Origin of the sequence: Ferviditalea candida, assembly GCF_035282765.1 — a bacterium.
Lineage (GTDB): Bacteria > Bacillota > Bacilli > Paenibacillales > KCTC-25726 > Ferviditalea > Ferviditalea candida.
In genome coordinates this window covers 70,093-81,484 of record NZ_JAYJLD010000011.1, presented here as the reverse complement: position 1 = coordinate 81,484, position 11,392 = coordinate 70,093, and the positions used below count along the sequence as shown (strand labels likewise).

The 11,392-nt window shown below is 48.9% G+C and carries 13 protein-coding genes; 10 read left to right on the top strand and 3 right to left on the bottom strand.

The features are described from left to right. Positions 1 to 71: 71 nt before the first annotated feature. Positions 72 to 401 carry a DUF485 domain-containing protein gene (locus VF724_RS09680; RefSeq protein ID WP_371754040.1) on the top strand — a complete coding sequence of 110 codons (330 nt, stop codon included), beginning with the start codon at positions 72 to 74 and terminating at the stop codon, positions 399 to 401. Further along, positions 398 to 1,909 carry a solute symporter family protein gene (locus VF724_RS09675; protein WP_371754039.1) on the top strand — a complete coding sequence of 504 codons (1,512 nt, stop codon included), beginning with the start codon at positions 398 to 400 and terminating at the stop codon, positions 1,907 to 1,909. Before VF724_RS09680 ends, VF724_RS09675 begins: the two co-directional genes overlap by 4 nt. A gap of 71 nt (positions 1,910 to 1,980) precedes the next feature. On the opposite strand, the gene kimA is transcribed toward VF724_RS09675, so the two are convergent. Beyond that, complete coding sequence (gene kimA, locus VF724_RS09670) at positions 1,981 to 3,816, bottom strand: potassium transporter KimA (protein ID WP_371754038.1); 1,836 nt, start codon at positions 3,814 to 3,816, stop codon at positions 1,981 to 1,983. A 309-nt stretch (positions 3,817 to 4,125) separates the two neighbouring features. Between kimA and VF724_RS09665 the strand changes: the two genes are divergently transcribed. Then, positions 4,126 to 4,953 carry an aldo/keto reductase gene (locus VF724_RS09665; RefSeq protein ID WP_371754037.1) on the top strand — a complete coding sequence of 276 codons (828 nt, stop codon included), beginning with the start codon at positions 4,126 to 4,128 and terminating at the stop codon, positions 4,951 to 4,953. A 17-nt stretch (positions 4,954 to 4,970) separates the two neighbouring features. Here VF724_RS09665 and VF724_RS09660 read toward each other — a convergent pair whose 3' ends face one another. Together VF724_RS09660 and VF724_RS09655 are read right to left on the bottom strand one after the other, a co-directional pair. After that, positions 4,971 to 5,234, bottom strand: coding sequence for a hypothetical protein (locus VF724_RS09660; protein WP_371754036.1), 264 nt, complete (start codon positions 5,232 to 5,234; stop codon positions 4,971 to 4,973). A 91-nt stretch (positions 5,235 to 5,325) separates the two neighbouring features. Beyond that, on the bottom strand, positions 5,326 to 6,591 hold the full coding sequence (locus VF724_RS09655; RefSeq protein ID WP_371754035.1) for a DNA methyltransferase family protein: 1,266 nt from the start codon (positions 6,589 to 6,591) through the stop codon (positions 5,326 to 5,328). Positions 6,592 to 6,990: 399 nt separating this feature from the next. Here VF724_RS09655 and VF724_RS09650 point away from each other — a divergent pair, with 399 nt between their 5' ends. The 7 genes from VF724_RS09650 to ilvA all read left to right on the top strand — a co-directional run bounded on the left by VF724_RS09650 (position 6,991) and on the right by ilvA (position 11,348). Continuing rightward, a complete protein-coding gene (locus tag VF724_RS09650; RefSeq protein WP_371754034.1) occupies positions 6,991 to 7,116 on the top strand; it encodes a hypothetical protein in 126 nt (41 codons plus the stop codon). A 9-nt stretch (positions 7,117 to 7,125) separates the two neighbouring features. Continuing rightward, entirely contained in the window at positions 7,126 to 7,614 is a 489-nt protein-coding gene (locus VF724_RS09645; RefSeq protein ID WP_371754033.1) for a PAS domain-containing protein, read from the top strand. Continuing rightward, entirely contained in the window at positions 7,554 to 7,703 is a 150-nt protein-coding gene (locus VF724_RS09640) for a diguanylate cyclase domain-containing protein (RefSeq protein WP_371754064.1), read from the top strand. The genes VF724_RS09645 and VF724_RS09640 overlap by 61 nt, the downstream gene beginning before the upstream one ends. A 2-nt stretch (positions 7,704 to 7,705) precedes the next feature. Then, positions 7,706 to 8,176, top strand: a complete 471-nt coding sequence (locus tag VF724_RS09635; protein ID WP_371754032.1) for an HAD family hydrolase — start codon at positions 7,706 to 7,708, stop codon at positions 8,174 to 8,176. 68 nt (positions 8,177 to 8,244) lie between these two features. Then, positions 8,245 to 8,922 carry a DUF421 domain-containing protein gene (locus tag VF724_RS09630; RefSeq protein WP_371754031.1) on the top strand — a complete coding sequence of 226 codons (678 nt, stop codon included), beginning with the start codon at positions 8,245 to 8,247 and terminating at the stop codon, positions 8,920 to 8,922. A gap of 175 nt (positions 8,923 to 9,097) precedes the next feature. After that, positions 9,098 to 10,030 carry a PD-(D/E)XK nuclease family protein gene (locus VF724_RS09625; protein ID WP_371754030.1) on the top strand — a complete coding sequence of 311 codons (933 nt, stop codon included), beginning with the start codon at positions 9,098 to 9,100 and terminating at the stop codon, positions 10,028 to 10,030. 70 nt (positions 10,031 to 10,100) lie between these two features. Then, complete coding sequence (gene ilvA / locus VF724_RS09620; protein WP_371754029.1) at positions 10,101 to 11,348, top strand: threonine ammonia-lyase IlvA; 1,248 nt, start codon at positions 10,101 to 10,103, stop codon at positions 11,346 to 11,348. The last annotated feature ends 44 nt before the right edge of the window (positions 11,349 to 11,392 follow it).

Genomic DNA, 11,392 nt, shown 5'->3' with positions numbered 1-11,392 from the left:
TGATATACTTTTATAGTATTAAAGCGCTTTCAAAAAAGCGCGATTATTACAATAGGGGGTGTCGATTCTTTATGGTAACGAATTCCAAAAAGGCCGATTGGGGTGTAATCCGGCAATCCAGCGCTTTCCACCATTTAATGCAGCAGAAGAAGGCGTTCATTTTGCCTTCAACAATCTTTTTTATGGTATTTTATTTTATTTTGCCGGTGTTGACCGCTTTTACGTCATCGCTTGACGGCAAAGTGATCGGCGCAATTAACTGGGCGTATATTTACGCTTTTGCGCAGTTCATCATGACATGGGTATTGAGCCATATGTATTTGAAAAAAGCGAGAGAGTTCGACCAACTTGCCAAAAAGGTCAAAGATGATGTTGAGGGGAAAGGGGAAAGCGCCAAGTGAACACTACTGCATTTTCGTTTTTTGTAGTTATTATATTCATCACCCTGTTGATCACTTATTGGGCGGCCAGGCGAAATAAATCGACCAGCGAGTTTTATGTGGCCGGAGGCCAAATCAAAGGCTGGCAAAACGGTCTTGCCATTGCGGGGGACTACATGTCGGCAGCTTCTTTTCTTGGCATCGCCGGAGCGATTGCAATTAACGGATTCTCGGGATTCTTTTATTCGATCGGATATCTCGTCGCTTATTTGGTCGTATTGTTGATTGTGGCGGAGCCGCTGCGCAACCTGGGAAAATATACGATGGCGGATATGCTGGCGGCCCGATTCAACGCGAAAGCGATTCGTTCCGTTGCCGCGTTGAATACATTGACGATCAGCACGTTTTACATGATCGCGCAGCTGGTGGGTGCCGGTGCCATTATCAAGCTGCTCCTGGGTATTGATTATTCAACGTCAATCATCGTTATCGGCATTCTGATGACCATATATGTCGTGGCAGGCGGGATGCTGGCCACCACTTGGGTTCAAATCGTCAAGGCGGTATTGCTGATGGGAGGAACCATTGCCCTGTCGATTATGGTATTGGCTCATTTCCACTTTAATCCTGTGGAGCTTTTCAACCAAGTGGCCGCCAAGCTCGGCGACAAAGCCGTAACGCCTCCGGCGCCTACCACGGTTACAGCGGGACTTGACGTAATTTCGCTGAACATGGCCCTCGTTCTGGGAACTGCCGGCTTGCCGCATATTCTTATTCGCTTCTTGTCCGTTCCGGATGCGCCTACCGCACGCAGATCCATTGTGTTTGCAACTTGGATCATCGGCTTGTTCTATTTGATGACCCCGCTCCTCGGTTATGGAGCCGCCTATTTTGTCGGTATCGATGCGATTAAGAAAGCAAATGCGGCCGGCAACTTGGCAGCGCCCCAGTTGGCCGAATTTTTGGGTGGGAATATTTTCTTGGCATTCATCTCTGCCGTTGCTTTCGCGACCATTCTTGCGGTTGTGGCGGGTCTTGTCATTTCGGCCGCCAGCGCGTTTGCCCATGATTTCTATTCCAATGTGCTGCGCGGCGGCCATGCAACGGAAAAAGAACAAATGAGAGTTGCGCGTTTGGCTTCCGTGGGCATTGCGGTTATTGCTATCCTGCTCGCCTTGGGTGCGAAAACGTTTAACGTTTCGTATCTGGTCGCATTGGCTTTTGCGATTGCGGCCAGCGCTAATCTTCCGGTCATTGTGTTGACGATTTTCTGGAAGAGATTCAACACGGTCGGCGCTGTAGCCGGAATGCTGACCGGTTTGATTTCGGCAATCGGCTTGATTATCATAAGTCCGAACATCATGGTGGAGAATCCTATCTTCCCATTGAAAAATCCGGGACTTGTGTCCATACCGCTCGGATTCTTGGCGGCCTATATAGGCTCGCTCATCGGAGGGGCGCCTTCTAAACAAGCTGAAGAGAAATTTGAACAGATCTATGTCCAGGCGAACACGGGTATTCGCGGATAATCCTCAACCATATGAGATCAACGAAAAGCTGTCCACAAGCGGTAATCTGCTTATGGGCAGCTTTTTCACTGTCATTTGTGCAAATGATAGGGCACGGTGGCTACAATGACATCGTATTTGGCAAGCAGTTTGTTGCGGATTTTTTTGGCGTACTGGTTATGCAGGAAATTATGCCACCATTTATTTGTGATAAACTCGGGAAGCAGCACCATGATCTTTTGTTTATATTGTACATGCAGATGAATGCGTTCGATAAATTCGCACAATGGTTTTACGATGGTCCGGTAACGCGATTTGAAGACAATCAGCCGGATGCCGGGACTCCATTTGTCCCATTTTTCTTCCATCCGTTTTTCCTCTTCATCGCTGAACGCTATGCAAAAGGCTACGACATTCGGTGTCAAGGATTTGGCATAAGAGATGCTATGGGCCACAACACGGTGAATGCCCGCTACCGGCACAATAATGAGCATTTCCTGCTGCGGCATCTCGTCTTCAAGACTAATTCTCAGCTCATCGGCCACATCCTCATAATGTCTGTAGATCTTGGTGATTACCCACAGCAGTATGGGAATGAGGATGATTACGATCCAAGCACCCTCATCAAATTTTGTGATGCCGAAAATCACGAATACGGTGAACGACACCACCGCCCCCAAACCGTTAATGAATAATCGCCGGTGCCAGCCGGAAGTTTTATTTTTCAGCCATCTTCTCATCAATCCGGTTTGGGCTAAAGTGAAAGATAAGAAAACTCCGATTGCGTATAGGGGAATCAGCGAATCCGTTTTGCCCCTGAAAACAATCAACAGAATGCTTGCCAATATCCCCAAAGTGATGATTCCATAATTGTATGCAAGCCGATCGCCGCGGTTGGCAAACATCCTTGGGAAGTTTTTATCCTGCGCCATAATTGAAGCGAGAATCGGGAAACCGTTAAAGCTTGTATTGGCGGCGAGGGTCAGAATCAGCATGGTTGCAATTTGCGTCAGATAATAAAGAATGCCACGGCCAAACGTCATTTCCGTAATCATGGACAAGACGGAGGTATGTCCTTTCGGATCGGGGGCAACGTGATAGGCGACAGCCAGGATAGTAATGCCTCCGAAAATAAAAGAAAGCAAAATTCCCAACATAAGTAAGGTTTTTTTTGCGTTGGCTTGGGAGGGTGTTTTAAAATGCGGCACAGCGTCGGATATGGCTTCTATCCCCGTAACAGCCGAGCAGCCGGAAGAAAACGCCCTGAGCAGGACGAAAAGAGAAAGGCCGGCGGGAACGGCGGGCGGAAACGTCGATTGCAAAGGGATGCCGTGATGGGCTCCGAAAGTTAAATCCCAGGAACCTTTGCCGATCAGAAGAAGGATAAGAAAAATGAAAAAATAGGTCGGAATGGAAAATACGGCGCCCGATTCCGACGTTCCCCGCAAATTTAGCCATACCATCAACCAAACCAGCAGCAGCGCAATTTCCACAATATAAGGCACCGCGGTCGGAATTGCGGAAGTGATTGCCTGTACCCCGGCGGATACCGATACTGCGACGGTTAATGTATAATCAATTAATAAAGAGACGCCCGTCAAGCGTCCCCAAACCATCCCCAGATTTTCCTTGGCCACCATATAGGCTCCGCCTCCGTTGGGGTAAGCGTCAATGACCTGACGGTAGCTCAGCACCAAAATAAAAATCAAGGCAATAATGGCCAAAGCGATCGGTAAGGAATAGGAAAAGGCCACAGTGCCGGCAACGGAGAGCGCAAGCAAAATTTGTTCCGTGCCATAGGCTACGGAGGAAAGAGCATCCGAAGACAAGATCGGCAGGCCCTTCCATACGGGCATCTTTTCAGTTTCAATTTCATCAGATTTTAAAGGTTTGCCGAATATTATTTTTTTGAGAATATCCATTAGCATTGAAGTAGGCCCTCCAATAATTCATTGCTTTTATGATTTGCTTAGCAAAATACCCTTATGATTTTGCATCATATACCCAAAGAATGCTGCTGTAAAGTGTTTGTTTGGATCCCTTGCACAGTGACTAATTTGAGTTCTATTTAGGACATATTGGGCAGTCTGTCCAATTGTCAAAGTTTTCAATTGATTTTGTGTTATAATTAAAGTAGCGAAATGAAGATGAATTTTGAGATGAGGCTGCAAAGGGCGGCTTCATTCAAGGAAAAGCCAGACCCGCAAAAATAAATTCAACAAATGAGGAGTGAGTTTATGGTAGATTCAATTAGCGATAAGACTGAATTATCAAACGGCGTAAAGATGCCTTGGCTGGGACTGGGCGTCTATAAAGTGGAAGAGGGCCGGGAAGTTGAGCATGCCGTAGAACAAGCGTTGGCAGCAGGTTATCGCAGCATCGACACGGCAGCCCTTTACGGCAATGAAGCAGGTGTGGGTAAAGCTGTCGGGAACAGCGGAATTTCTCGGGAAGAATTGTTCGTGACCACCAAGGTGTGGAACAGCCGACAGGGGTATGAATCGACATTGTTGGCTTTTGAAGAAAGCCGGCAAAAACTCGGACTCGAATACATAGATCTATATCTGGTTCATTGGCCGGTACAGGGGAAGTATAAAGATACATGGCGTGCGCTGGAAAAGCTGCATCGGGAAGGATATATCCGGGCCATCGGCGTCAGCAATTTTCAAATCCATCATCTGAAAGACCTCTTGTCGGTTTGCGAGGTTAAGCCGACGGTCAACCAAGTGGAGCTGCATCCGCTGTTAACGCAGAAGGAATTGCTCAAGTTCTGCCGACAGCATGACATCCAAATGGAGGCTTGGAGTCCGTTAATGCGGGGAAGACTCGATCATCCGCTGTTGAAGGAGCTGGGGGAAAAATACGGAAAAACCCCGGCGCAAATCGTCCTCCGCTGGGATTTGCAGAATGGGGTTGTGGTGATTCCTAAATCGGTCAGGGCCGAACGAATCCGGGAGAACGCCGATATTTTTGACTTTGAATTATCGTCGGAAGACTTAACGAAGCTGGACGGCATGAATGAAAACCGGCGTTTTGGTCCGGATCCGGACCATATTGATTTTTAATTTGACTTGCAGGCGGATCATTGTTCCGCCTGCAAGTTTTTCAGCTCGCTTTTTTCCTGTTCAAGCTGTTCTCGGGCCAGATCCACCGCAGCTTGATTGGCGTTGTCACCTGCCTGGGCAACGGTATGCTCCGCTTTTCTCAGCGAGTTCTCCGCTTGTTCGATGGCTTGCGGGGTCGGATGGGTCTGAGCCTGAGAAACGGCATGATGGGCTCTTTCCACAGAGTTTTGCGCCTGTGATATCGGATTTTGCGATTGCAAGCTAGAATCTTTGATTTTCAAAGAGGCAACCTCCTTCGAAGGCAAACATGAATGGGCAGCAACCTTTGTTCATGTAACCGCCTGTCATTAATGTGCGGATAGATTGCCGTTTTTATGCTTTATAAGCATAAACGATCGATTCGTGCAGCTCGCTGCCGCTGTGACGGCGGCGGAATCGTTCAATTTTGCGAACGGAATATCCGAGCCCGAGCCCTTCGAAGATTTCAGCCAGCAGACGGTCGGTTTCAACGTATACCCCCTTGATCCGGGAGCATCCGACAACGTAGGCACAGCGGGCGGACGAGGACAGCAGACGGTCTTGGGATACAATTTGCTGGGCAAGCAGATTGAAATATTTCATGACATAGTTGGCCATTAAAGGATCTTTTCGGCGAATCTCGTCCGAAACCGGAGAAATCCATTTGTCGATAATGGGATGCCAAGGCTCGATACGTCCTTTGGAAAGCACCGAAGTAGCCGTTCCCCAGGTCCCGCCGATGGTTTTCAGATCCAGCGCGGCGGCTTCTCTGCTTTCCTGGAACATTTCGAAAAAATATAAAAACGGTCGTGTATTCCATACATAACTATAGCGGTTGGGATACGGCGGCGAGGTAATGACCCGATCGACCGGATGGGGCAGCGGACCGACACCCTCCAGGGTGGTCGAATCGGTATGAAACACGGCGGCGGGCGTCCGGATGACGGTATCGCTAATTCGTTCAAGATCATCGATCATCTGCTTCGCGTGCCCGGCAAAGGATCTCCAGACATTCAAATCATGCGTGCTTTTGTCGATAAAATGGAGCTGCAGACGGCCCAAAGAGACATTCGTCAAATCTGGAACCAGCACGCCGGCAAGCGACAGCAAGAAGAAGTCCCTGTGCGTTTGTTGCTTCGGGGAGGTCTGAATGACATTGCGAAGAAGCAGAAGCTCCTTGAGCACGTCTTGTCTCCACCAACGATAGACATTGTGGATTTTGGGCAGAGGAATGCCAAGCTCCTCGACTCCTAAACAGGAGGTCTTGTTCACATTTTCGGCAAACGCGTATTCAACAGCAGCGAGAGAAGCTCTCAGACGGTCGGGATTGAGGTCAAGTCTCGTCGATGTGCGGCATACAAAATATAAAAAGGGGTTAATTTCAAAGCCGACGCTTTCGATTTCCCGGAATTTGCTTTGCAAAAGTGTTGTGCCCGCCCCGGAGAACGGGTCCATGACGCGGTGATGCGCTGCGGTTTCCATTTCCTCCAGCATGATATCCACCAATTCGGGCCCGAAGCTGGGAGTCAGGCGAAACCAGCGATGCACCGGGCTGATCAAACCGCCGCGGAATGTGGACTGACTGACATGTATGCTGTTGTAAACCATTTGCTCTGTCATGATAACCCCCGTCTGCAGCCGAAGAGTGGATCGAAAGAATCGGTCATCCCGCATACAAGAATAAGGCAGAACGTCCGGTTTGTCCAGCTTCAGCTTTGAACGGCAGCATCTCACAAATAACGGAATTTGATGATTTTCGAGCATTTCGAATAATTATCGAGTAAGATGAGGGAAAGAGATTAATTGGCCGAGAGGAAGATACCGGAAATGCTGCAAATTCTGCTGCCTTTCAGCCGTCCCTGTTTCTCTTGTATATGGCGGTCGATATCGACCAGTAGAATCCGAAAAAACCGAGCATCGGTTAGCCGGATTGATTTCCCTTAGCATGATGATGCTGTTCATAACTGAATATGTGAGGAACTTGCTGGCGATTTCATATAGTGCGATGATGGTTACGTTTTGGTTCGCAAATTTCGGGGCATTGGCTGCAATATTACCGGCTATGACAAACGGTGGCCGAAATGGGCGGTTATCGGCCTCAGCTATTTTCCAATGCTGTCGGTCTTGCTGACTTTGCTGCTGTAGAAAAATTTCATGAACAGTACCGTATACATGAAGATCGGAATTTGGAAATATCCGATATACAATAACTTATATTACATTTCCATTGGCGCGGGTGTTTTCGAGCACCTGATTTATATTCTGCTGCTGGCATGGGCGTTTGCCAAGGGACCTTCCAAGCGGATTATGGAAGCGAACCCGGAGGCTCATCGGCTATTCGGGTATTTTGACGAGCCTTTGCTCGGCCAATCCCTGTACGATTTGTTTTGGGATGAGAAGCTAAGCTCGCAAACAGAGCTGCATCAATACCATTTTCGCACAGGCAAAAGATGGGTTCATGTGGAGATGCTGATGAAAAACCGGAAGGGTCAAAAGCTGGTCACGCTCGTTGAAGGCGACAAGCTAGAGAGCATGTTGAAAGAATTCCAAACTCTTATTTTTTTGAAGGGGAGGAATGCGTCATTTCCTCCAGTGACGGAATCAGTTTTTTCCCCGACTACGGGGAGGATATCGACCAGTTGATCAAATATGCGGATACTGCCACGTATGAGGCTAAACGAAATGGCAAAAATCATTACAGGATCTATCAAATTTCAAAAGGAGCGGGCTGAGCATGCTGACTTATGATATTCCGGGAGCGGGCCGTCTGGCTTTCGGCCACCTGGTGTTGGATTTTAACGGAACGATTGCGTCGGACGGCGTCTTGATTTCCGGAGTGTCAGAAAGATTGGAGACGCTGAGCGAGAAACTGCGGATTCATGTGATTACGGCGGATACCAACGGAAGCGTTCACAGGGAATGCGAGCATTTGCCGCTGCAGGTTCAGGTTATCGGCAACATGGACCAGGCCGGTGAGAAGGCGAGATTTATCCGAGGGCTTGGGGAAGACGGGATTGTAGCAATCGGCAACGGAGTGAATGACCGTCTGATGTTTGAGACGGCCGACCTGGCGATTGCGGTTCTGGGCAGGGAGGGCTGCTCCTCCGAGGCGCTTATGCATGGGGATATTGTCGTTCGGGATATTCTGGACGGCCTGGATCTATTGCTGCATCCCAACCGTCTGATTGCGACGCTGCGCAGATAAGGACCGGTTTGGACTTTTTTCCTTTCGGCGATAATGATGCTAACTTAACTAAGGAAGGGAGTGCGGATATGACTTATCCGGAGCTGATGATGCGGGTTGGCGCCACTTTTGTTGTGCTGTTGGTTGTCATACGCCTACAGGGCAAAAAACAGATCGCGCAATTCAGTTATTTCAACTATATTAACGGGATTTCGATTGGATCGCTGTCGGCGAACGTAGTCATCACAAATGCAATTCCTTTCGGCAAAGGAATTGTTATGCTCATCTTATGGGCGCTGATGACTTGGCTGATCGCATTCCTGTCGCTCAAAAGCGTGAATTTGCGCAAGATTTTCGAAGGAGTTCCGCGGTACGTCATCAAGCAAGGCGAAATTGTCGAAAAAAACTTGCGGATCGAGAATGTGTCGATAGACGATCTTAATTCCATGCTGCGCCAAAAAAATAATTTTTCCGTCCAGGATGTCGAATCGGCGATTCTGGAATTGAACGGATCGCTCAGTGTATTAAGCAAAAACCGGGTGCTGCCGGTTACCCGGGGAGATCTGCATATTGAAGGAAAGCAAGTGGGGGTCGCACTGCCGTTGGTTGTAGACGGCGTGATCATGAGGGATAATCTGACGGCGAATTCAATCTCGGAGGAGTGGGTTGCCGACCAGCTGAAGCGGCGCAACGTGAACATAGAAGAGGTTCTGTATATGGAGCTTGGGACGGAAGGGCATGTGCTGGTTGAACTGAGGGGAAAATGAAATACTGCTTTAAATTGCTCAATCTCCGCAATTTTCGGCAAATCCGCTCCTTCGAAATTATGATACAATGAGATAGGATTCCGCTCATGGGGAATTTAGAGAATTCGAAAAGAATGCGCCATTGCTGCCTGGCAGCAGGCATGACGGAATATGCCAATCGGCGGGAGGAGACGGCATGGCTTTCACAATCAAGCCTTATCCAGAATGGTCCTGGTCCCAGTCGCGGGATGGTCTGTTTCGGGAATGTATCAGAAAATACTACTATTACTATTATGCGTCGCACAATGGATGGTTGAGAGATTCCGATCCGGAGTCGCAGGCTGCCTATCGGCTGAAGCAAATCAGCAATCTCTATTTGCTGCTCGGGGATGCAGTGCATCAAATGGCCGAATCGGCGTTGAAAAGCTGGAGAGACTGCGGTTCGCTGACCGAAAAGAGCGAGATGATTCTCGGCATTCGCAGCCGCTTGAATCAGGCCTACAAGGATTCTCTTCAGGTGAAGCAATGGAAAGCCGCGCCCAAGAAGCTTGCGATGCTCCATGAAATGTATTATGGAGGAGGCTTGTCGCCGCAGCGAGTCGGGCAGATCAAGGAGAGAATCGAAGCCTGTGTCGATGGTTTTTTGTCCTCGCGAAGCCTGGTTGAACTGCAGGGCGTTGACGGGATCGAGATTAAGGAGATTGAAGAACTCAATCAATTTTACATATCCGGGGAAAAAATACATGTGAAGCTGGATATGCTGTATCAAAAAGCTGACGGCACCTGGATTATCGCCGATTGGAAAACCGGGCTGGAATCGGACAAAAACGAGCAGCAGATGCTTCTATACGCACTGTTTTTGCATGATCAATATAAGGTTCCCTATGATCGCATCGAGATCAGGTTGGAATATTTGCTGTCTAGGGAATGTGTGACGCCAAAGATCGCAATCGAGGAAGTTGAGCGGATCGAGGCGGAAGTGATGGACAGCATCCGGCAAATGAAAGCTTACCTGGAAGACCCGGTTCGAAATATCCCGCTTCCAAAGGAGGCCTTTCCTCCAAATCCGGGCAAAAAAACGTGTTCGAGCTGCAGCTTTTTGGAAATATGCGCTGCCAAAACAGTGTGATCACCGGACTGCGGACAAAATCATTTATTCGATTCATTCCATATCATCATGAAATGAGGCAAGTACCCAGATGAAACAAATTCAAATCGCGGATATTATCCATGCCAGCCGCATGCTGAATCAGGTGTTTGATCAAACCCCCCTTCAGAAAAATGAAATCTTGTCGGATAAGTACGGCTGCAATGTGTTCCTGAAGCGGGAAGACCTGCAGGTGGTGCGTTCCTTTAAAATCAGGGGCGCCTATAATATTATGAGGAATGTCTCGGAAGAGGAGATGGCCAACGGGGTTGTCTGCGCGAGCGCCGGCAACCATGCCCAGGGTGTGGCCTATTCCTGCAAGCTGCTGAACGTTCAAGGCAAAATCTTCATGCCGACGACAACGCCCCGGCAGAAAATTTCGCAGGTAAAGCTGTTCGGCGGCTCGTTCGTCGAAGTGATTCTGACCGGCGACACGTTCGATGATTCCTACGTGAAAGCAAGGGAATACTGCGACAGGGAGAATATGGTGTTCATTCATCCCTTCGACGATTATCGAACCATTGTCGGGCAGGGAACGGCAGGACTGGAAATCATGAATCAGATGAGCGATCCGATTGATTATGTATTCGTGACGATCGGCGGGGGCGGACTGGTATCCGGGGTCGGCTCCTACATCAAGAACGTCAGTCCGGAAACCAAGATTGTCGGGGTCGAGCCTTCAGGCGCACCGGGAATGAAGAAATCCATTGAAGCGGGCAGGGTGATTACGCTCGATGAAATTGATAAATTCGTTGACGGAGCGGCTGTCAAGCAGGTCGGGGAGCATACCTTCGAGGTCAGCAAAGAGTTGCTGAGCGATATCGTGCTTGTGCCGGAAGGCAAGGCCTGCACAACCATATTGGAGTTATACAACAACAATGCCATTGTTGCGGAGCCTGCGGGCGCGCTGCCGATCGCTGCGCTTGATTATTACCGGGAGCAAATCCAAGGCAAAAATGTCGTGTGCATCATCAGCGGGGGGAACAACGATATCGACCGGATGCAGGAAATCAAAGAGCGTTCCCTGATCTTTGAGGGGCTGAAGCATTATTTCATGATCAACTTCCCCCAGCGGGCCGGGGCGCTCAGGGAATTTATGGAGAATGTGCTCGGACCGACAGACGACATTACCCGATTCGAATACACAAAGAAGAATAACCGGGAAAGCGGGCCGGCGTTGGTCGGAATCGAGCTCAAGAAGAAAGAAGACTACGACGCGCTGATCGAGCGGATGAAGGCTAAAGAAATCTCTTATATCGAGATCAACAAAGAGCCGCAGCTGTTTAATTTTCTGGTTTAATGAAAAACCTGGCGGGACACATGACCGTCAGGTTTTTTTGCGCA

Bases quoted from the DNA above. Each gene is read 5' to 3' on its own strand.
- VF724_RS09680 (WP_371754040.1), top strand. From the start codon at position 72: ATGGTAACGAATTCCAAAAAGGCCGATTGGGGTGTAATCCGGCAATCC.
- kimA (WP_371754038.1), bottom strand. From the start codon at position 3,816: ATGCTAATGGATATTCTCAAAAAAATAATATTCGGCAAACCTTTAAAA.
- VF724_RS09665 (WP_371754037.1), top strand. From the start codon at position 4,126: ATGGTAGATTCAATTAGCGATAAGACTGAATTATCAAACGGCGTAAAG.
- VF724_RS09655 (WP_371754035.1), bottom strand. From the start codon at position 6,591: ATGACAGAGCAAATGGTTTACAACAGCATACATGTCAGTCAGTCCACA.
- VF724_RS09645 (WP_371754033.1), top strand. From the start codon at position 7,126: ATGAACAGTACCGTATACATGAAGATCGGAATTTGGAAATATCCGATA.
- VF724_RS09635 (WP_371754032.1), top strand. From the start codon at position 7,706: ATGCTGACTTATGATATTCCGGGAGCGGGCCGTCTGGCTTTCGGCCAC.
- VF724_RS09630 (WP_371754031.1), top strand. From the start codon at position 8,245: ATGACTTATCCGGAGCTGATGATGCGGGTTGGCGCCACTTTTGTTGTG.
- VF724_RS09625 (WP_371754030.1), top strand. From the start codon at position 9,098: ATGGCTTTCACAATCAAGCCTTATCCAGAATGGTCCTGGTCCCAGTCG.
- ilvA (WP_371754029.1), top strand. From the start codon at position 10,101: ATGAAACAAATTCAAATCGCGGATATTATCCATGCCAGCCGCATGCTG.